The 20964-nt window shown below is 63.5% G+C and carries 17 protein-coding genes; 13 read left to right on the top strand and 4 right to left on the bottom strand.

Annotation, left to right across the window (positions count from 1 at the left end; all coding sequences use genetic code 11):
* Nucleotides 1-7 precede the first annotated feature (7 nt).
* From ACF8E5_RS06015 to ACF8E5_RS06000, 4 genes are all read left to right on the top strand, one after another.
* Nucleotides 8-304 (top strand): BolA family transcriptional regulator, encoded by a 297-nt coding sequence (locus ACF8E5_RS06015; protein ID WP_058637568.1) that lies wholly within the window; start codon nucleotides 8-10, stop codon nucleotides 302-304.
* Between the two features lie 217 nt (nucleotides 305-521).
* Nucleotides 522-1454 (top strand): rhodanese-related sulfurtransferase, encoded by a 933-nt coding sequence (locus tag ACF8E5_RS06010; RefSeq protein ID WP_392475026.1) that lies wholly within the window; start codon nucleotides 522-524, stop codon nucleotides 1452-1454.
* 3 nt (nucleotides 1455-1457) lie between these two features.
* A complete protein-coding gene (locus tag ACF8E5_RS06005; RefSeq protein WP_392475025.1) occupies nucleotides 1458-2090 on the top strand; it encodes a DsbA family protein in 633 nt (210 codons plus the stop codon).
* Complete coding sequence (locus ACF8E5_RS06000; protein ID WP_197844185.1) at nucleotides 2083-3915, top strand: ABC transporter ATP-binding protein; 1833 nt, start codon at nucleotides 2083-2085, stop codon at nucleotides 3913-3915. The genes ACF8E5_RS06005 and ACF8E5_RS06000 overlap by 8 nt, the downstream gene beginning before the upstream one ends.
* 321 nt (nucleotides 3916-4236) lie before the next feature.
* Here the strand turns inward: ACF8E5_RS06000 and ACF8E5_RS05995 are convergent, their stop codons facing one another.
* On the bottom strand, nucleotides 4237-5109 hold the full coding sequence (locus ACF8E5_RS05995; protein WP_058637571.1) for a LysR family transcriptional regulator: 873 nt from the start codon (nucleotides 5107-5109) through the stop codon (nucleotides 4237-4239).
* A 129-nt stretch (nucleotides 5110-5238) separates the two neighbouring features.
* Here ACF8E5_RS05995 and ACF8E5_RS05990 point away from each other — a divergent pair, with 129 nt between their 5' ends.
* The 5 genes from ACF8E5_RS05990 (at nucleotide 5239) to ACF8E5_RS05970 (ending at nucleotide 11796) form a co-directional block, all read left to right on the top strand.
* Nucleotides 5239-6531 carry a CitMHS family transporter gene (locus tag ACF8E5_RS05990; protein ID WP_058637572.1) on the top strand — a complete coding sequence of 431 codons (1293 nt, stop codon included), beginning with the start codon at nucleotides 5239-5241 and terminating at the stop codon, nucleotides 6529-6531.
* Nucleotides 6532-7896: an acyclic terpene utilization AtuA family protein gene (locus ACF8E5_RS05985; protein ID WP_058637573.1), complete on the top strand. Its 1365-nt coding sequence runs from the start codon at nucleotides 6532-6534 to the stop codon at nucleotides 7894-7896. It begins immediately after the preceding gene.
* On the top strand, nucleotides 7893-8213 hold the full coding sequence (locus tag ACF8E5_RS05980; protein ID WP_058637574.1) for a hypothetical protein: 321 nt from the start codon (nucleotides 7893-7895) through the stop codon (nucleotides 8211-8213). Before ACF8E5_RS05985 ends, ACF8E5_RS05980 begins: the two co-directional genes overlap by 4 nt.
* A 306-nt stretch (nucleotides 8214-8519) precedes the next feature.
* Nucleotides 8520-10976 carry an EAL domain-containing protein gene (locus ACF8E5_RS05975; RefSeq protein ID WP_392475024.1) on the top strand — a complete coding sequence of 819 codons (2457 nt, stop codon included), beginning with the start codon at nucleotides 8520-8522 and terminating at the stop codon, nucleotides 10974-10976.
* Between the two features lie 34 nt (nucleotides 10977-11010).
* Entirely contained in the window at nucleotides 11011-11796 is a 786-nt protein-coding gene (locus ACF8E5_RS05970) for a TenA family transcriptional regulator (protein WP_058637576.1), read from the top strand.
* Nucleotides 11797-11899: 103 nt separating this feature from the next.
* On the opposite strand, the gene ACF8E5_RS05965 is transcribed toward ACF8E5_RS05970, so the two are convergent.
* Genes ACF8E5_RS05965 through ubiG form a run of 3 tightly spaced genes read right to left on the bottom strand, consistent with a single transcriptional unit; the run spans nucleotide 11900 to nucleotide 14039 of the window.
* On the bottom strand, nucleotides 11900-12640 hold the full coding sequence (locus tag ACF8E5_RS05965; RefSeq protein ID WP_078478915.1) for a YciK family oxidoreductase: 741 nt from the start codon (nucleotides 12638-12640) through the stop codon (nucleotides 11900-11902).
* A gap of 26 nt (nucleotides 12641-12666) precedes the next feature.
* Nucleotides 12667-13338 (bottom strand): N-acetylmuramic acid 6-phosphate phosphatase MupP, encoded by a 672-nt coding sequence (mupP, locus tag ACF8E5_RS05960; RefSeq protein ID WP_196136248.1) that lies wholly within the window; start codon nucleotides 13336-13338, stop codon nucleotides 12667-12669.
* A gap of 2 nt (nucleotides 13339-13340) precedes the next feature.
* Entirely contained in the window at nucleotides 13341-14039 is a 699-nt protein-coding gene (gene ubiG, locus ACF8E5_RS05955; protein ID WP_058605610.1) for a bifunctional 2-polyprenyl-6-hydroxyphenol methylase/3-demethylubiquinol 3-O-methyltransferase UbiG, read from the bottom strand.
* Between the two features lie 357 nt (nucleotides 14040-14396).
* On the opposite strand from ubiG, the gene mtnA reads away from it, so the two are divergent.
* The 4 genes from mtnA (at nucleotide 14397) to pheA (ending at nucleotide 20942) form a co-directional block, all read left to right on the top strand.
* Nucleotides 14397-15473 (top strand): S-methyl-5-thioribose-1-phosphate isomerase, encoded by a 1077-nt coding sequence (gene mtnA, locus ACF8E5_RS05950; RefSeq protein ID WP_326383825.1) that lies wholly within the window; start codon nucleotides 14397-14399, stop codon nucleotides 15471-15473.
* Nucleotides 15474-15860: 387 nt separating this feature from the next.
* Nucleotides 15861-18626, top strand: a complete 2766-nt coding sequence (gene gyrA, locus ACF8E5_RS05945; protein ID WP_392475023.1) for a DNA gyrase subunit A — start codon at nucleotides 15861-15863, stop codon at nucleotides 18624-18626.
* A 136-nt stretch (nucleotides 18627-18762) separates the two neighbouring features.
* Nucleotides 18763-19848 (top strand): 3-phosphoserine/phosphohydroxythreonine transaminase, encoded by a 1086-nt coding sequence (serC, locus tag ACF8E5_RS05940; protein WP_023533733.1) that lies wholly within the window; start codon nucleotides 18763-18765, stop codon nucleotides 19846-19848.
* Nucleotides 19848-20942, top strand: coding sequence for a prephenate dehydratase (gene pheA / locus ACF8E5_RS05935; RefSeq protein WP_058605607.1), 1095 nt, complete (start codon nucleotides 19848-19850; stop codon nucleotides 20940-20942). Before serC ends, pheA begins: the two co-directional genes overlap by 1 nt.
* The last annotated feature ends 22 nt before the right edge of the window (nucleotides 20943-20964 follow it).

The following is a 20964-nucleotide window of genomic DNA, read 5'->3' as shown; positions in this document are numbered from 1 at the left end:
CACGGCCATGAACATGCAACAGCGTATCGAACAGCAACTGGCAAGCCTGACGCCTCAGCACCTGCAGGTGCTCGATGAAAGCCACATGCACAGCCGTGGTCAGCAGACCCACTACAAGGCGGTGATCGTGAGCGATGTGTTCGCAGGCCTGAACAGCGTCAAGCGGCATCAGAAGGTGTACGCGACCATGGGTGAGCTGATGGGCCAGATTCATGCGCTGGCCATCCACACCTATACCGGCGATGAGTGGGCGCAGGTCGGCAGTGCGCCGGCATCGCCTGTATGCGCCGGCGGCGGGCACTGAAACCTTGCTGTTGTTCTGGTAGAATCCGCTTCATCCCAAAAAGGGGCTGCTGCACAGCCCATCGCAGGTCCCCCAGCTGCTTCAGGTAAACCCACTGCGTTGACGCACCGGGCACCTGAAGCGGCAGGCGTGCCTGCGGTGGGCGTGCAGCGGCCCTTTGTTCATTGTGTAGCCCGGTCTGCCCCTTACGAGGGCAACCACCTGGAGAACCTGATTCATGTCCCACCCTATCGTCGTCGCGGCGCTGTACAAGTTCGTCACCTTGCAAGACTACGTCGAACTGCGCGAGCCGCTGCTCAAGGCCATGCTCGACAACCACGTCAAAGGCACCTTGCTCTTGGCCCATGAAGGCATCAACGGCACCGTGTCAGCCACTCGCGAAGGCATCGACGGCCTGCTGGCCTGGCTGCGCAGCGACCCGCGCCTGGTGGACATCGACCACAAGGAGTCGTACTGCGACGAGCAGCCCTTCTACCGTACCAAGGTCAAGCTCAAGAAAGAGATCGTCACCCTGGGCGTGCCTGGGGTCGATCCCAACCAGGCGGTGGGCACCTACGTCGAGCCCAAGGACTGGAACGCGCTGATCAGCGACCCCGAGGTACTGCTGGTCGATACGCGCAACGACTACGAAGTGGCCATCGGCACGTTCAAGGGGGCCATCGACCCCAAGACCGAAACGTTCCGCGAATTTCCCGACTACATCAAGGCCAACTTCGACCCAGCCCGCCACAAGAAGGTCGCCATGTTCTGCACCGGGGGCATTCGTTGTGAAAAAGCGTCCAGCTATATGCTCGGTGAAGGTTTCGAGGAGGTCTATCATCTCAAGGGTGGCATCCTGAAGTACTTCGAGGAGGTGCCTGAGGAACAAAGCCTGTGGGAGGGCGACTGCTTCGTGTTCGATAACCGCGTCACGGTTCGCCATGACCTGAGCGAGGGTGAATACGACCAGTGCCACGCCTGCCGTCATCCGATCAATGCCCAGGAGCGTGCCTCGGAGCACTATTCGCCAGGTGTAAGCTGCCCGCACTGCTGGGATTCGCTGAGCGAAAAGACCCGCCGCAGCGCCATCGACCGGCAGAAGCAGATCGAGCTGGCCAAGGCCCGCAACCTGCCACACCCGATTGGCCACAACTACAAAGCCGAGGCTTGATCCATGTCTGCGCGCCTGATCTACGTGATGGACCCGATGTGTTCCTGGTGCTGGGGCTTCGCCCCGGTGGCCAGTGCGCTGATCGATCAGGCAAATCAGGCAGGCGTGCCGACCCATCTGGTAGTCGGCGGGCTGCGCAGTGGCAGTGCCGTGCTGGACGGCGCCACCCGCAAGTACATTCTCGAGCATTGGCAGGCCGTGGCCGAAACAACGGGGCAGCCTTTCACGTTCGAGGGCGCCATGCCCGACGGCTTTGTCTACGACACTGAACCGGCCTGCCGGGCACTGGTAGCGGCCCGCGAGCTGGACGGCGAGCGCCTCTGGCCCCTGCTGGCAGCCATACAGTCTGCGTTCTATGAAGGGGCTCATGACGTGACCACCGCCCCGAATCTGGTGGAGCTGGCCGAGCAGGCGGGTTTCGCGCGCGGGCTGTTTGCCGAGGCATTCACCCGCGCCGAAACCCGCGCTGCGACTGCGGCGGATTTCGCCTGGGCCCAGGGCTTGGGCATCGCAGGGTTCCCGACCTTGCTCGCTGAGCGCAACGGTCAGCTGGCCTTGCTGACCAACGGGTATCAGCCGCTCGAGCGTCTGCAACCGTTGCTTGGCCGCTGGCTGCAGCAGGCCGCCAGTGCTTGATGTGCCCGGGTCGCCCGACCCGGCGCCGTCCAAGCCGGTGGGCTCGGCCGACCGGTTGAGCTGGTCGGAAATCCGGCGCCTTGCCCTGCACCATAAAAAGCAGCTGTGGACGGCGAACCTGATTGCCGTGCTGGCAGCGTGTTGCAGTGTCCCGATTCCATTGTTGCTGCCGCTGCTGGTGGATGAAGTGCTGCTCGGGCATGGCGATGCCGCGCTCAAGTGGATGAACCAGCTGTTGCCGTCTGGCTGGCAGGTCGCAGCGGGCTATATCGGCCTGATGTTGTGCCTGACCTTGTGCCTGCGCCTGGCGGCACTGGCGTTCAACGTCATCCAGGCCAGGCTGTTCGCCGGCTTGGCCAAGGACATCGTCTACCGGCTACGCATTCGCCTGATCGAACGGCTCAAGCGTATTTCCCTGAAAGAGTACGAGAACCTGGGCAGCGGCACGGTCACCACGCATCTGGTCACCGACCTGGACACCCTGGACAAGTTCGTGGGTGAGACCCTCAGTCGCTTTCTGGTCGCCATGCTCACCCTCACCGGCACGGCCGCCATCCTGCTGTGGATGCACTGGCAACTGGCGCTGCTGATCCTGTTGTTCAACCCGCTGGTCATCTACTTCACGGTGCAGTTGGGCAAGCGGGTCAAGCACCTGAAGAAGCTCGAAAACGACAGCACGGCACGCTTCACCCAGGCGCTGGCCGAAACGCTCGATGCCATCCAGGAGGTCCGCGCCAGCAACCGTCAGGGGTATTTCCTCGGTCGATTGGGCGTCAAGGCCCGCGAGGTGCGCGACTACGCCGTGGAGTCACAGTGGAAGAGCGACGCCAGCGGCCGTGCCAGCGGGCTGCTGTTCCAGTTCGGCATCGACATCTTCCGCGCAGCGGCCATGTTGACGGTGTTGTTCTCGGACCTGTCGATCGGCCAGATGCTTGCCGTCTTCAGCTACCTCTGGTTCATGATCGGCCCGGTCGAGCAGTTGCTGAACCTGCAATATGCCTACTATGCCGCGGGCGGTGCGCTCAATCGCCTCAATGAGCTGCTGGCACGCGCCGACGAGCCCCAGTACCCGGCGGCCAGTGACCCCTTCGCCGGGCACGCCACGGTGGGCATCGAGGTCCGGGACCTGTCCTTTGCCTACGCCGACGAACCCGTGCTGGACAACCTGAACCTGGCCATCGCACCCGGTGAGAAGGTGGCCATTGTCGGCGCCAGCGGGGGTGGCAAGAGCACGCTCGTGCAGCTGCTGATCGGGCTGTACAGCGCAGATGCAGGCACCATTCGCTTCGGTGGCGCCACCCTGCAGGAAATCGGCCTGGAAACCCTGCGTGAGCAGGTGGCGGTGGTGTTGCAGCATCCGTCGCTGTTCAACGACAGCGTGCGGGCCAACCTGACCATGGGCCGGGACTGCACCGACGATGCCTGCTGGCAGGCATTACGGATCGCCCAGCTCGACGCCACCATCGCCGCGCTCCCTCACGGGCTGGACAGCGTGGTCGGGCGCTCGGGCGTACGCTTGTCCGGCGGCCAGCGTCAACGGCTGGCCATTGCACGCATGGTGCTGGCCGAGCCTAAGGTGGTCATCCTGGACGAAGCCACCTCGGCGCTGGACGCTGCCACCGAGTACAACCTGCACCAGGCGCTGGCGCGTTTTCTCAAAGGCCGCACCACACTGATCATTGCCCACCGCTTGTCGGCGGTGAAGCAGGCGGACCGGGTGCTGGTGTTCGACGGCGGTCATGTGGCAGAGGACGGTGACCATCAGCAGCTGATTGCCGAGGGTGGGTTGTACGCCAAACTGTATGGGCACCTGCAGCAGATCTAAGGGCTGTGAGAAGTGGCTTGGGACGACGGTCAGGCGGGGCTGCTTGTAACACAACCTCACCGAGTATCGTAATGCGGTTCACTTAAGATCGTTAGGGCCGCTGCGCGGCCCATCGCGGCCGGTCCGGCGCCCCGGCGAGGCCGCTCCTATAGGGGGGCCGTGTCACTCGAGATCGTGTAGCCCTACCTGCGCAGCCACTGTCTTTGCACCGTACTTGAAAGCTACCGAATTGGGTGTAGGAGCGGCCCTTGTGCCGCGATGGGCCGCGTAGCGGCCCTAAACGAACAACATCACACCGAGTTCTCTAGCTTCACACTCAGACTAAGGCTTGAGCAATCGCAGGAATTCCACACCGGCCGGCGCCATCACCTGTTCGGCCCGCGTGATGACGCCGATCTCGCGTACCACGCCCGGATGATCCACCACCACCTTGCTCACTTCGTCACGGCCCTCGTCGGCCGACTCGGGCAACAATGCAACACCCTGGCCCTGGCGCACCAGGGCCAGCACCGTCGACATGTAATTGGCTTCAAGCCCTGCCGCCAGGGGCAGGCGCGCGTCGGCGAACAGCCGCTCGACCAGGTTGCGCACGCTGCTGTCCCGTCCGGTCAGCAGCATGGGGTATGCCGCCGCTTCGGCCAGGGTCACCGCTGTCCGCCTGGCCAAGGGGTGGTCGTGCGGCACGTACAGGCACAGGCGATCTTCGAGCAGGGCCTTGAACGCCAGCCCCTGGGTAGGCCGCGCCTGTACACCCAGGCCGAAATCCACTTCTTGCTCCAGCACCAGCGTATCGATGCGCTGGGCTACCACGTCGCGCAGCCGGACCTCGATGCCGGGGAAGCGTTCGCGAAAGCGCTGCACCACGCCTGGCAGCAGCCCCGAGCATAGTGAGGGCAGGGCCGCGATGGTCAGTACGCCCCGACGGGAGGTGGCATGGTCGCGGGCCGCTTCGACGATGTTGTCCAGGTCGAGCAGCAACTTTTCCATCGGCAGCAATGCATGCTGACCGGCAGCGGTCAGGCCGACGTGGCGCGGGCTGCGTTCGAGCAAAGTCACCCCGAGCCAGTCTTCGAGTTGGCGAATCTGCACGGTGAGCGCCGAAGGCGACAGGTTCAAGGCCACGGCCGCTTTGGAAAAGTTGCCGGTTTGCGCCACGGCCAGGAACGCGCGGATGAGCTGGATCGCATTTTTCATTTTGTTTTTCCGAACGTGGCCTGCCGAATATTTCAATTCACAGAGCCTAACGCCGTTGTTATTACTCTTGCAAAACAACAACAGGGCCTTCTCTCGCAATTGCGAACCAGAGGCCGAAGAGGAAACCCCATGCTCGCCACCCTCGGTGTCGCCACTATCCTGTGCATGCTCGTGAGCATCATGAGCAAGCGCATCTCTCCCTTGGTCGCCCTGATTGCCCTGCCCATCATCGCGGCGCTGCTCGGCGGCTTCGGCCTGCAGACCAGCGCCTTCATCATCACCGGCATCAAGAACGTCGCCCCGGTCGTGGGCATGTTCGTCTTTGCCATCTTGTTCTTCGGCATCATGACCGACGCCGGCATGCTTGACCCGATCATTGATCGCATCCTCAAGCGCGTCGGCACACGCCCGACGCGCATCGTCATGGGCACGGCCTTGCTGGCCTTGCTGGTGCATCTGGACGGTTCGGGCGCAGTGACCTTCCTGGTGACCATTCCGGCGATGCTGCCGCTGTACACGCGCCTTGGCATGGACAAGCGCATTCTGGCCTGCGTCACGGCCATGGCGGCCGGGGTCAACTTCCTGCCCTGGACCGGCCCGGTGCTGCGCTCATCGGCAGCGCTGCACGTGCCGGTGGCCGACCTGTTCCAGCCGCTGATTCCGGTGCAGATCGTCGGGCTGATCTTTGTCTTCGCCTGTGCCTACTGGCTTGGGCGCCGCGAAGAACGGCGCCTGGGCCTGGGCCGGGACCAACTCGACGTCACGCCGCATCAACGTACGCTCACTGACGCCGAGCGCGAGCTGCGCAAGCCCCGCCTGTTCTGGCCCAACCTGCTGCTGACCCTGGTGGTGATGGGGATCATGATCGCAGGGGTGGTGGACCCGGTGGTGATGTTCATGGTCGGCACCGTGCTTGCCTTGTGCCTGAACTACCCCAACGTGGACGCGCAGCGGGCGCGCATCGACGCCCATGCCAAGACCGCCCTGACCATGGCCAGCATTCTTCTGGCCGCTGGGGTCTTCACCGGCATCATGCAAGGCACCGGCATGCTCAAGGCCATGGCCGAGGTGGCGGTGGGGCAGATTCCCGCAGGGCACGGCCAACTGATTCCTGCGGTGGTCGGCTTTCTGTCCATGCCCTTGAGCCTGCTGTTCGACCCGGATTCGTTCTATTTCGGCATCATGCCGGTGGTCGCCGAGGTGGGCAGGGCCTTGGGCGTGGACCCGATGCAAGTGGCCCAGGCTTCGCTTCTGGGTGTGCACACCACGGGCTTTCCGGTCAGCCCACTGACCCCCGCGACCTTCCTGCTGGTCGGCCTGTGCAAGATCGAACTGGCCGATCACCAACGCTTTACCATCCCTTTCCTGTTCGCGGCCTCGGTCCTGATGACCTTGACCGCCCTGGTCATTGGAGTTTTCTAGATGAAAACCATACGCATCGGCGCTGGCGCCGGCTACTCGGGCGACCGCATCGAGCCGGCCATCGAGTTGGCGCAACAGGGCGAACTGGATTACCTGGTGTTCGAATGCCTGGCCGAGCGCACCATCGCCCTGGCGCAGCAAGCGCGGCTGCTCGACCCGCACGGTGGTTTCGACCCCCTGCTCGGCGAGCGCATGCGCCGCGTGCTGCCCTATGTAGGCACAGGGGCCGACGGCACGCGGCGGCGCCTGCGCATCATCACCAACATGGGGGCGGCCAACCCACTGGGCGCGGCCAGTGAAATCCGCCGCATTGCGGCTGAACTCGGTATGCCTGGTATCAAGGTAGCGGCGCTGACCGGCGACGATGTGCTCGCCACCTTGCAGCAACGGCCCGAACAGACCCTCGACAACGGCGCCACCCTGGCTGAGCTCGGCGACCGGTTGATTTCAGCCAACGCTTATGTGGGCGCAGCAGGCATTGTGCAGGCCTTGCAGGCCGATGCCGACGTTGTGGTCACTGGCCGGGTGGCCGATCCGTCGCTGTTTCTCGCGCCGCAGCTGTTCGAGTTCGGCTGGCGCGAGGACGACTGGACGTTGCTCGGGCGCGGCACCCTGGTTGGGCACCTGCTCGAATGCGCAGGGCAGATCAGTGGCGGCTACTTCGCCGATCCCGGTGTGAAGGAGGTGCCCGACCTCGACCGCCTCGGTTTCCCACTGGCCGAAATCGATGCAACGGGCCATGCGGTGATCAGCAAGGTGGCCGGTTCCGGCGGGCGCATTGATACTTCTACCTGTACTGAGCAACTGCTGTACGAAGTCCATGACCCGGCCGCTTACCTTACGCCCGATGTGACCGCTGATTTCAGCCAGGTGGCGTTTCAGGCCCTGGCCCAGGATGAGGTCCGGGTGCAGGGCGCTGATGGGCGCGCGCGCCCGGAGGCGTTGAAGGTGTCGGTGGGTTTTCTCGACGGTTGGATCGGCGAAGGGCAGATGTCCTATGGCGGCCCTGGTGCAGTAGCCCGCGGGCGCCTGGCCGAAGCCATCGTACGCAAGCGACTGCAACTGACCGGTGTGGCCTGCGACGACATCCGCAGCGAGCTGATTGGCGTCAGTGCCCTGCACGGTGATGACCTGGGCCAGCGCGCCCAGGGCGAACCCTGGGAGGTGCGGCTGCGTGTGGCGGCGCGCTGCGCCTCCAAAAGCGATGCGGTGCGCATCGGCAACGAGGTGGAAACCCTTTATACCAACGGTCCCTATGGCGGCGGTGGGGCGAGCAAGTCGGTGCGTCAGGTAGTGGCGGTGGCTTCGCTGTTGCTGCCCAGGGACGCGGTGACCTTGCAGGTGCATCTGGAGGAGATGGCATGAGTACCCCGACAAAACTGCGGGACATAGCCCACAGCCGTACCGGCGACAAGGGCGACACGTCGAACATCTCGGTAATCGCCTTTGATTCTGCTGACTACCCGCGCCTGGCCCAGTGGCTCACGGTAGCGCGCGTCACGGCCCACTTTGCCGAACTTCTGGACCCGGCAGGGCCCCCCGTTCGCCGGTACGAGTTGGCGCAGCTCGGGGCGTTGAACTTCGTGCTGCCCGGGATCCTGCGCGGTGGTGTGACCCGATCGCTGGCGTTGGATGCCCATGGCAAGGCGCTGGGGGCGGCACTGCTGGACCTCGAACTCTGACAAGGGGTTGGCCTGCGGCGTGCGCGGTGATCAAGCTCGGCCCCCGCGTTGCGCACCTTGAGTTGATCAAAAGCTAGGCTGTCATGACTTAATTGACGTGGTCCATGCGGTGTCTGCGACAATATGTCCAGCACTGCGCCACGCTCAAACCGGCGAGCCAGACACCGCGCCCACAAGGCAGCAGGCGTGGCGGCCATCATTGACTGAAATCAGGCCCCTAAATTTCCATCGCGTTAATGGCAGATGGCCTACGCTGTGCTTTGTCTGGGTTGATTCGCGCCTTATCTGCTCTGTGACAGGGACTCCATGAAGGGACATCGCACTCAAGAAGCGCCCAAGCTACTCGGGCTCACCTGGCCATTCATCGCCGTGGTGGTTTTCCAAGTCGCCCTTGGTAGTCTCAGCCTCTACACGCTTTCTGCCGTGCGTGCCTACGTGGCGGGCGAAAGCTTGTGGTCCAAAGCGCAAAAAGACGCCATCTACTACCTCAACCTGTACGCCACCACCCGCGACGAAGCCACCTATGGCCGCTATCAGCAGGCCATCGTGGTGCCCCAGGGCGATCAACGCGCGCGCAAGCTCATGGATCAGTCGAGTCTGGACCTGGAGGCGGCCCGTCAGGCCGTCCTGCAAGGTGGCAACCACCCCGACGACGTGGAACGCATCATCTGGTTCTACCGTCACTTTCGCACCGTCAGCTACCTGCAGACAGCCATCAATTACTGGGACATCGGCGACGATTACCTGGCCAAGCTGAACGTGCTGGCCGGGGAGATGCACCAGCGCTTCGCCAGCGGGCCGGTCGATGAGCAGGTGATCCGTGCCTGGAAAAGCCGCATTGCCACCATCAACGAGGGGGTGACGCCGGCTGCCAAGGCGTTCAGCGATGCCCTGGGCGAGGGGTCGCGTGTCTTGCTGCGGGTACTGCTGATCACCAACCTGCTGACCGCGATGATCCTGATCACCATCGCCTGGCGGCGCTCCAGCAAGTTGCTGGCCCAGCGCCAGGCATTCGCCAACGCGCTGCAGGAAGAAAAGGAGCGGGCACAGATCACCCTGCAGGCTATTGGTGATGCGGTGATCACCACGGATGTGGAGGGCTTGATCGGCTACATGAACCCGGCGGCCGAGCAACTGACCCACTGGCAGGCCGGCCAGGCGCTGGGCCTGCCGTTGTCTGCACTGTTTACCCTGGTGGACGAGCACGATGTGGACGAGGGCCGCAGCCTGGTGGAACAGGTGCTCAGTGGCAGTTTGAAAGGCGGTGCCGAACATGCGCGGCTGATTCAGCGCCTGGACGGCAGTACGGTGTCGATCAATCTGGTGGGCTCGTCCATCGTCAACGACGGGCAGGTCAATGGCATCGTGCTGGTGCTGCACGACATGACTCAGGAGCGCCAGTACATCGCCAACCTCTCCTGGCAGGCCACGCACGATGCACTGACCGGCCTGGCCAACCGTCGCGAGTTCGAATACCGACTGGAGCAGGCGCTCAATGCGCTGGCGCGCCAGCCTGGGCGGCATTCGCTGATGTTCCTGGACCTGGACCAGTTCAAGCTGGTCAACGATACCTGTGGGCATGCCGCCGGGGACGAGCTGCTTCGGCACATCTGCGCCGTGCTGCAATCGGGCCTGCGTGAAGGCGACACCCTGGCGCGGCTAGGGGGCGATGAGTTTGGCGTGCTGCTTGAGAACTGCCCGTCCGAGCAGGCCGAGCGGATTGCCGAGCAGCTACGCCAGACGGTCCAAAGCCTGCATTTCGTGTGGAAAGGGCGGCCGTTCGTGACCACCGTCAGCATCGGCCTGGTGCATATCGCCCAGGCCCCCGGCACCCTCGAGGCGTCGCTGCGGGCAGCAGACATGGCCTGCTACATGGCCAAGGAAAAGGGGCGCAACCGGGTGCAGGTGTACCACGCCGATGACAGCGAGCTGTCCATTCGTTTTGGCGAGATGGCCTGGATTCAGCGCTTGCACGTGGCCCTGGAAGAGAACAGGTTCTGTCTGTACGCCCAGGAAATCGCGCCGTTGAAGGCCTTCGAGGGGCCTGGCCACATCGAAATCCTGTTACGCCTGCACGATGAAAGCGGGCGCACCATACTGCCCAATAGCTTCATCCCGGCCGCCGAGCGCTATGGGTTGATTACCGCGCTTGATCGCTGGGTGGTGCGCAACGTCTTCATCATCATCCGCCAATGCCTAGATGCCGGCCACCAGGGGCCGCTATCGACCTGCGCCATCAACTTGTCCGGTGCCAGCATCGGCGATGACAAGTTCCTCGAGTACCTGCAGCGCCTGTTCGTCGAATATGCCATTCCTCCGCGCATGATCTGCTTTGAGATCACTGAAACCAGCGCCATTGCCAACCTGGGCAGCGCCATTCGCTTCATTAACGAGCTAAAAGGCCTGGGTTGTCGTTTTTCACTGGATGATTTCTGTGCTGGCATGTCATCGTTCGCCTACCTCAAGCATCTGCCCGTCGACTTTCTCAAGATCGACGGCAGCTTCGTCAAGGACATGCTGGACGACCCGGTCAATCGGGCCATGGTCGAAGTCATCAACCATATCGGCCATGTCATGGGCAAGCGCACGATTGCAGAATTCGTGGAAACACCCATGATCGAGCAAGCGCTTCAGGAAATTGGTGTCGATTATGCCCAGGGCTATCTGATCGAGCGGCCCCAGGTATTTACCTGTGACAGTCTGCATCGCCAACGGATTGCCGCCCGGCCTCTGTTGCAGCGGGCACCTGGCACGTTTCGTTAGTTAGCTGGAAATCACAAGGAACAAGGAGTAGACAGTGATTGATGCATTCGTTCGTATCGGGCCATTGATGGACCCGGCCAGTTACCCCAAGTGGGCCCAGCAACTGCTTGCCGATTGCCATGAGAGCAAGCAGCGGGTGGTTGACCATGAGGTGTATCGACGTCTGCGTGACGGCAAGTTGAAGCAAGCGACCATTCGCCAGTACCTGATCGGTGGCTGGCCGGTGGTGGAGCAGTTCTCGTTGTACATGGCCCATAACCTCACCAAAACCCGGTATGGCCGGCACCCAGGCGAGGACATGGCGCGGCGCTGGTTGATGCGCAATATCCGCGTGGAGCTCAACCATGCCGACTACTGGGTGAACTGGGCCCACGCCCACGGCATTCACCTGCACGACCTGCAGGCCCAGGATGTGCCGCCCGAGCTCAATGGCCTCAACGATTGGTGCTGGCGTGTGTGTGCCACGGAAAACCTGGCCATTGCCATGGCCGCCACCAACTACGCCATCGAAGGGGCCACCGGGGAGTGGTCGGCGGTGGTGTGTTCCACCGACACCTACGCGATGGGCTTTCCGGAAGAGCAGCGCAAGCGGGCCATGAAGTGGCTGAAGATGCACGCGCAGTATGACGACACCCACCCGTGGGAGGCGCTGGAGATCATCTGTACGCTGGTAGGCGAGAACCCGAGCATGGCCTTGCGCACTGAGTTGCGCCGAGCCATCTGCAAGAGCTATGACTGCATGTACCTGTTCCTAGAGCGGTGCATGCAGCTTGAAGTCACCCAGCACGAGCGGGCGAGCCCGGCGTTGGCGGCGGGGTGATTGCGCGGCTGTCGTGATGCAGGCCCCGCCCATCGCTGGCACCTCGGCGATGGGCGGGGAGACGAGTGCACATGCACAACGCTGTGTCTGGTAGGCCAGCCCATCACTGGGCGTTGAATGCCTGCCCGTTCACATCCTTGCTGTCAGGCCCCATCAGGTAGAGGTAGACCGGCATGATTTCCTCAGGCAGCGGGTTGTCCTGAGGGTTCTCGCTCGGGTAGGCCTGCGCGCGCATGGCCGTACGCGTCGCGCCCGGGTTGATGCTGTTGGAGCGCACCGGCGCCACCCCTTCGAGCTCGTCTGCCAGGGTCTGCATCATGCCTTCGGTGGCGAACTTGGAGATGCCGTAGGCGCCCCAATAAGCGCGACCCTTGCGCCCGACACTGCTGCTGGTAAACACCACCGAAGCATCTTCGGACTGCTTGAGCAGCGGCAGCAGGGTGCTGGTGAGCATGAAGGTGGCATTGACGTTGATGTGCATGACGCGCATGAAGTTGTCGCCCGACAACTGCTCCATGGGCGTGCGTGGGCCGATGATCGAGGCGTTGTTGAGCAACCCGTCCAGGCGCCCGAACTGTTCCTCGATCATGACCGCCAGCTCGTCGTACTGATGGGCGAGGGCGGTTTCCAGGTTGAACGGGATCACCACAGGCTGGGGGTGCCCGGCCGCTTCGATCTCGTCATAAAGCGCATTGAGGTTCGCTTCGGTCTTGCCGAGCAGCAGCACCGTGGCGCCCAGGGCAGCGTAGGCCTTGGCCGCGGCGGCGCCGATGCCGCGCCCGGCACCGGTGACCAGGATGACCCGGCCTTTTAGCAGGTCGGGGCGGGCAGTGTATTCGAACATGTCAGATCCTTTGGCGTTAGCGGTGATCAGCAACCACAGAGGGCGCTGTCGATGACTTTACGCAGGTCCTGCGGGCTGTCCACCACCACATCGGCACCCCAGTTGTTGGGGTTGTCCTCGGGATGGATGTAGCCGAAGCGTACCGCTGCGGTGCGGGTGCCGGCATCGCGGCCGGATTCGATATCGCGCAGATCGTCACCGACGAACAGCACGCTGGCAGGGTCCAGCGCCAAGGTTTTGCAGGCCAGGATGAGCGGCTCGGGGTCGGGCTTGCTGTTCTTTACATGATCCGGGCAGATCAGCAAGGCCGAGCGTTCAGCCAGCCCCAGGCGCTGCATGATCGGCTCGGCGAAGCGCACAGGCTTGTTGGTGACCACGCCCCACAACAGCTTGCCTCGCTCGATGTCCTCCAGCAGCTCGGCCATGCCGTCGAACAGGCGGGTATGCACGGCGCAGTCGCGCTGGTAGCGCTCCAGGAACTCCAGGCGCAAGGCTTCGAAACCTTCGGCCTGCGGGTCCATGGCGAAGGTGGCGGCCACCATGGCGCGTGCACCCCCGGAGATCACGCCCCGAATCAGCGCGTCGTCGACGGCCGGCAGGCCTCGATCGGTGAGCATGGCCTGGCAGATGGCGATGAAGTCGGGCGCCGTGTCCAGCAAGGTGCCGTCCATGTCGAAGAGTACCGCTCGCAGGCGCATGCTTATTCCTCGCGCAGGGTCTGGATCATGTAGTTGACGTCCACATCGCTGCTGAGCTTGTAGTGCTTGGTCAGCGGGTTGTAGGTCAGGCCGATGATGTCCTTGACCTCAAGGCCGGCGACGCGGCTCCAGGCACCCAGCTCGGAAGGGCGGATGAATTTCTTGAAGTCGTGGGTGCCGCGCGGGAGCATCTTGAGGATGTACTCGGCGCCGACGATGGCCAGCAGGTAGGCCTTGGGGTTGCGGTTGATGGTGGAGAAGAACACCTGGCCGCCTGGCTTGACCATGCGGTAGCAGGCGCGGATCACCGATGAGGGGTCAGGCACGTGCTCGAGCATCTCAAGGCAGGTGACCACGTCGAAGGCACCGGGCATTTCTTCGGCCAGGGCCTCGGCCGTGACCTGACGGTATTCGACCTCCACACCCGATTCCAGCTGATGCAGGCGGGCGACGGCCAGGGGCGCCTCGCCCATGTCGATGCCGGTCACCGAAGCGCCGCGCAGGGCCATGGCTTCGCTGAGGATGCCGCCGCCGCAACCCACGTCCAGCACGTTCTTGCCAGCAAGGTGGGCGCGCTCGTCGATCCAGTTGACGCGCAGCGGGTTGATATCGTGCAGCGGCTTGAACTCGCTCTCGCGGTCCCACCAGCGGTGGGCCAGCGCTTCGAATTTTGCGATTTCAGCGCGGTCGACGTTGCTCATTGAACAGTCCTCAGAAACGTGGGAATCAGCTTCACGTGGCAAGCTGCAAGGTGCATGACATACAGACGGTGGCGTTGGCCCAAGCGTTCGCACGGCGTCAGGCTTGTCTTGTCAGACGCCATGAGCCTTTTGCCCGCAGAGCTTGCGGCAGCTTTCTGTGCGTGGCCTGGCAGACCCACGCCAGAGAGCGGGCGTTGGTGGTGCTTCGGCCAGCGGCTCTGTGCCCAACCTTGCTTGTGCTGCCGGGTGTCTGCGGCGCGCAGCTTGCGCTCGAAAAGGCCGAAGTATACCCGAGCGCTCAGGGCGCCGGGTCGCTATAATCGCCGGCTTTTGATACGCGAACGACGGGGAGAGGTGATGCGCGAGCAACTTATGGCGGCCGAGAAGGTGACCGGAATCCGCTGGCAGGGCGGCGTTCTGCATCTGCTCGACCAGCGCCTGCTGCCATCCCAGGAGCACTGGCTAGCCTGCGACACGGTCGCGCAGGTGGCCACCGCCATTCGCGACATGGCCGTGCGTGGCGCATCGGCCATCGGTATCGTGGCGGCGTATGGGCTGGTCCTGGCCGCCGAGGAGCGCCTGGCCGAAGGGGGCGACTGGGAGATGGACCTCGAAGAGGATTTCTTGCTCCTGGCCGAGGCGCGCCCTACCGCGGCCAACCTGTTCTGGGCCCTGAACCGCATGCGCGAGCGCCTGCAACGCCTGCGTCCCGGCGAAGATGTGCTGGGTGCGCTGGAAGCCGAGGCGCTGGCCATTCACGAAAGCGATCGCGAGGCCAATCTGACCATGGCCCAGCACGGCACCGAGCTGATCCGCCGGCACCAGGGCAATGCCCAGACGCTGCTGACCTATGGCAATGCCGGGGCTTTGGCCAGCGGCGGTTTCGGAACGGCGCTGGGTGTGATTCGCGCAGGCTTTCTGGAAGGGATGGTGGAGCGGGTCTACGCCGGGGAAACTCGCCCGTGGCTCCAGGGTTCGCGGCTCACAGCCTGGGAGCTGGCCAATGAAGGCGTGCCGGTCACCCTGTGCGCCGATTCAGCTCTGGCGCACCTGATGAAGACCAAAGGCATCACCTGGGTCGTGGTCGGCGCTGATTGCATCGCTGCCAACGGAGATGTGGCCAGCAAGATTGGTACCTACCAACTGGCGGTCAGCGCCATGCACCATGGTGTGCGCTTCATGGTCGTGGCCCCGAGCAGCAGTATCGACCTGAACCTGGAAACGGGCGACGACATCCCGCTTGAAGAGCGCGAACCGGATGAGTTGCTCGACTATGCCGGCACCCGGGTGGCGCCGCAGGTGGAGGTGTTCAATCCTGTCTTCGACGTGACCCCGGCGGACCTGATCGATGTGATCGTGACCGAGCGGGGCATCATCGAACGCCCGGATGCGGCCAAGCTGGCGCAGATGATGTGCCGCAAGCGTTTGCACTGAAGGGCGATACAGCAGTTGCGTTGCGCTCGACTGCCGGGCGTGACCCTCGGCAGGCGTTTTTCCATGCCTGGGCGCCCTGCCGGCACGCTGTCGAACGCGGGCCTGGTGGTGCTCGCGGCTTCCTTGCACCACGGCGCGGGCCCCTCGGCCTGGGCATGAATTCGCGGCCCGGCTGGCCGCTTGCCGCATCTCCCACTACCCCTGCCGTTGTGGTAATATCCGGCAGTTTCCAAGACCCCGCTGTGCGGCGGTCTTCATTGCGCAGATCCATGGCACAACTCATTGATTTGTCGTAAGTCGTCGCGGGCGAGTGCACTGCGGCGGCGAGCTTCGTTCGGCCCTTGATGGCGCTGCGAAGTTTCACCAGAAAAAGGAATCAGGCTTCTCATGGGCGAACTGGCCAAAGAAATCCTCCCGGTCAATATCGAAGACGAACTGAGACAGTCTTACCTCGACTACGCGATGAGCGTGATTGTCGGGCGAGCGCTGCCCGATGCGCGTGACGGCTTGAAGCCCGTGCATCGCCGCGTTCTCTTTGCGATGAGCGAACTGGGCAACGACTGGAACAAGCCGTACAAGAAATCCGCCCGTGTGGTCGGTGACGTGATCGGTAAGTACCACCCGCACGGCGACACTGCGGTCTACGACACCATCGTGCGTATGGCCCAGCCCTTCTCGCTGCGCTACCTGCTGGTCGACGGCCAGGGCAACTTCGGTTCGGTGGACGGCGACAACGCCGCGGCCATGCGATACACCGAAGTGCGCATGGCCAAGCTGGCGCATGAGCTGCTGGCCGACCTGCACAAGGAAACCGTCGACTGGGTGCCCAACTACGACGGCACCGAGCAGATCCCGGCGGTCATGCCGACGCGTATTCCCAACCTGCTGGTCAATGGCTCCAGCGGCATCGCCGTGGGCATGGCCACCAACATTCCGCCGCACAATCTGGGCGAAGTCATCGATGGCTGCCTGGCGCTGATCGATAACCCGGACGTCACCATCGATGAGCTGATGCAGCACATCCCCGGTCCTGACTTCCCTACCGCCGGCCTGATCAACGGCCGCCAGGGCATCATCGAGGCCTACCGCACCGGCCGTGGCCGCATCTACATGCGTGCCCGCTCCCAGATCGAAGACATCGACAAGGTGGGCGGTCGCCAGCAGATCGTCGTGACCGAGCTGCCGTACCAGTTGAACAAGGCGCGTCTGATCGAGAAGATCGCCGAACTGGTCAAAGAGAAGAAGATCGAGGGCATCACCGAGCTGCGCGACGAGTCCGACAAGGACGGCATGCGCATCGTCATCGAGCTGCGTCGCGGCGAGGTGCCGGAGGTGGTGCTCAACAACCTGTACTCGCAGACCCAGCTGCAGAGCGTGTTCGGCATCAACGTCGTCGCCCTGGTCGATGGCCGTCCGCGGCTGCTCAACCTCAAGGACCTGCTCGAAGCCTTCGTGCGCCACCGCCGCGAAGTGGTCACCCGGCGCACCGTGTTCGAACTGCGCAAGGCGCGTGAGCGCGGCCACATCCTTGAAGGCCAGGCGGTTGCGCTGTCCAACATCGACCCGGTCATCGCGATGATCAAGGCCTCGCCCACGCCGTCCGAGGCCAAGGAAGCCCTGGTGTCCACCGCCTGGGAATCGAGTGCCGTGCAGGTCATGGTCGAACGTGCCGGCGCCGAGTCGTGCCGCCCGGCCGACCTGCCTGAACAGTATGGCCTGCGCGACGGCAAGTACTACCTCTCGCCGGAACAGGCCCAGGCCATCCTTGACCTGCGGCTGCACCGCCTGACTGGCCTGGAGCACGAGAAGCTGCTGGCCGAGTACCAGGAAATCCTGGAACAGATCGGTGAGCTGATCCGCATTCTCAACAGCGCCGAGCGCCTGATGGAAGTCATCCGCGAAGAGCTCGAAGCGATTCGCGCCGAGTACGGCGATGCCCGTCGCACCGAAATCCTCAATGCCAGCCACGACCTCAACTACGGCGACATGATCCCGGAAGAAGAGCGTGTGGTGACCATTTCCCATGGCGGGTATGCCAAGACCCAGCCATTGTCCGCCTACCAGGCCCAGCGCCGTGGCGGCAAGGGCAAGTCGGCCACCGGCGTGAAGGACGAGGACTACATCGAGCACCTGTTGGTCGCCAACAGCCACGCTACCCTGCTGCTGTTCTCCAGCAAGGGCAAGGTGTACTGGAAGAAGACCTACGAAATCCCCGAGGCGTCCCGCGCTGCCCGTGGTCGCCCGCTGGTCAACCTGCTGCCGCTGGAAGAGGGTGAGCGCATCACCGCCATGTTGCAGGTCGATCTTGAAGCCTTGCAGCAGAACGCCGACCTCGAAGAAGAACTCGAAGACGCCGATGACACCGTGCTCGAAGGCGAGCTGGTCGAAGTGGAGGAAGTGGACGAGGAAGAAGGCGACACCCCCGAGTGGGCGGCAGAGCCTACCGGTGCCTACATCTTCATGGCCACCGCCTCGGGCACCGTTAAGAAGACGCCGCTGGTCCAGTTCGCCCGTCCTCGCTCCAACGGCCTGATCGCCCTGAAGCTCAAGGAAGGCGACACCCTGATCGCGGCGGCCATCACCGATGGCGCCAAGGAAGTCATGATGTTCTCCGACGCCGGCAAGGTCATCCGCTTTGCCGAGAGCGTGGTGCGCGAAATGGGCCGTACCGCCCGTGGCGTGCGCGGCATGAAGCTGGGCAAGGGCCAGCAGATCATTTCGATGCTGATCCCGGAGTCCGGCGCGCAGATCCTCACCGCGTCCGAGCGTGGCTATGGCAAGCGTACCCCGCTGTCCAAGTTCCCCCGTCGCGGCCGTGGCGGCCAGGGCGTGATCGCCATGGGTACCAAGGGGCGCAACGGTTTGCTGATCGGCGCCATCCAGGTGCAGGAAGGTGAAGAAATCATGCTGATTTCCGATCAAGGCACATTGGTGCGTACCCGGGTCGGCGAGGTGTCCAGCCTGAGCCGGAACACCCAGGGCGTGACGCTGATCAAGCTGGCCTCCGACGAGACGCTGGTGGGCCTTGAGCGTATTCAGGAGCCGTCCGAGGAAGAGCTCGATGCGCTCATCGAGCTGGACGAGGAGGGCGTGGAGGCCCAGGCCCCTAACGAGCAAGATGCGGCGGGCGCCGAAGAGGCCCCGCAAGAGTAAGTGCGCTGAACCCGAACGGGGCGACCAAGGTCGCCCCGTTTGACTGATCAAGCCAGGCATTTGGCCTGCAAGGGCCCCAAGCAGGCCTGGGCCACCGAATTACGATGTTGTTCTATTTGGCAGAGCGAGAGTGGATGTGAGCAAACGAGCCTTTAACTTCTGCGCAGGCCCTGCCGCGCTTCCTGATGCCGTGCTGCAGCGCGCCCAGGCCGAGATGCTGGACTGGCACGGCAAGGGCCTGTCGGTCATGGAAATGAGCCACCGCAGCGACGACTACGTGGCCATCGCCGAGAAGGCCGAGCAGGACCTGCGTGACCTGCTGTCCATCCCCTCCAATTACAAGGTGCTGTTCCTGCAGGGCGGCGCCAGCCAGCAATTTGCCGAAATCCCGCTCAACCTGTTGCCAGAAGACGGCACCGCCGACTACATCGAGACCGGGATCTGGTCGAAAAAGGCCATCGAGGAAGCGCGCCGCTTCGGCAACGTCAACGTCGCTGCCAGCGCCAAGCCCTACGACTACCTGGCCATTCCTGGCCAGAACGAGTGGAACCTGACCGCCAACGCGGCTTACGTGCACTATGCGTCCAACGAGACCATCGGTGGCCTGCAGTTCGACTGGGTGCCACAGACCGGCGATGTGCCGCTGGTGGTGGACATGTCCTCCGACATTCTCTCGCGCCCCATCGACGTGTCGCAGTTCGGCCTGATCTACGCAGGTGCCCAGAAGAACATCGGCCCTAGCGGGCTGGTGGTGGTGATCGTGCGGGAAGACCTGCTGGGCCATGCCCGCAGCAGTTGCCCGACCATGCTCGATTACAAGGTCTCGGCAGACAATGGCTCGATGTACAACACGCCTGCGACTTACGCCTGGTACCTCTCAGGCCTGGTCTTCGAGTGGTTGAAGGAGCAGGGCGGCGTGGACGCCATGGAGCAGCGCAACCGTGCCAAGAAAGACTTGCTGTACGGGTTCATCGATGCCAGCGCGTTTTACAGCAACCCGATCAGCGTCAATGCCCGGTCGTGGATGAACGTCCCGTTCCGCCTGGCCGACGAACGCCTGGACAAGGCCTTCCTGGCCGGTGCCGACGCCCGTGGTTTGCTCAACCTCAAGGGCCACCGGTCGGTTGGAGGCATGCGTGCATCCATCTACAACGCCCTGGGCCTGGATGCGGTTGAAGCCCTGGTGGCCTACATGGCTGAATTCGAGAAGGAGCACGGTTGATGTCCGAGCATGAACTGCAGGCGCTGCGTGTGCGCATCGACAGCCTCGACGAAAGGATTCTTGAGCTGATCAGCGAGCGTGCTCGCTGCGCTCAGGAAGTGGCCAAGGTCAAGACCGCGTCGCTGGCCGAGGGCGAGGCGCCGGTGTTCTACCGTCCCGAGCGCGAGGCTGCCGTGCTCAAGCGCGTGATGGAGCGCAACAAGGGGCCATTGGACAACGAGGAAATGGCGCGGCTGTTCCGCGAAATCATGTCCTCGTGCCTGGCACTGGAAGAGCCGCTCAAGATCGCTTACCTGGGCCCTGAAGGTACCTTCACCCAGGCCGCCGCCATGAAGCATTTCGGTCATGCCGTGGTCAGTCGTCCGATGGCGGCCATCGACGAGGTGTTCCGCGAAGTGGCAGCCGGGGCCGTGAACTTCGGCGTGGTGCCGGTGGAAAACTCCACCGAAGGCGCAGTCAGTCACACCCTCGACAGCTTCCTCGAGCACGACATGGTGATCTGTGGCGAAGTGGAGCTGCGTATTCACCACCACCTGCTGGTGGGCGAGAACACCAAGACCGACAGCATCAGTCGCATCTATTCCCATGCCCAGTCATTGGCCCAGTGCCGCAAGTGGCTCGATGCCCATTACCCCAACGTCGAGCGTGTGGCGGTGTCGAGCAACGCCGAGGCTGCCAAGCGCGTCAAGGGTGAGTGGAACTCGGCGGCCATCGCAGGCGACATGGCGGCCAACCTGTACGGCCTGACCCGTCTTGCCGAGAAAATCGAGGACCGTCCGGACAACGCCACGCGATTCCTGATGATCGGCAACCAGGAAGTGCCGCCCACCGGGGACGACAAGACGTCGATCATCGTCTCGATGAGCAACAAGCCCGGTGCACTGCACGAGTTGTTGGTGCCGTTCCACCAGAATGGTATCGACCTGACCCGCATCGAGACCCGGCCTTCGCGCAGTGGCAAGTGGACCTATGTGTTCTTCATCGACTTCGTCGGCCATCACCGCGATCCGCTGATCAAGGCGGTGCTAGAGCAGATCAGCCAGGAGGCGGTGGCGCTGAAAGTGCTGGGGTCTTATCCGAAGGCGGTGCTTTGACGCGCAACCTTCCGGGTCGGTG

Origin of the sequence: Pseudomonas sp. WSY_20 (assembly GCF_043104335.1) — a bacterium.
Taxonomy (GTDB): Bacteria; Pseudomonadota; Gammaproteobacteria; order Pseudomonadales; family Pseudomonadaceae; genus Aquipseudomonas; species Aquipseudomonas parafulva_B.
This window is presented reverse-complemented; position numbering and strand designations above follow the sequence as displayed.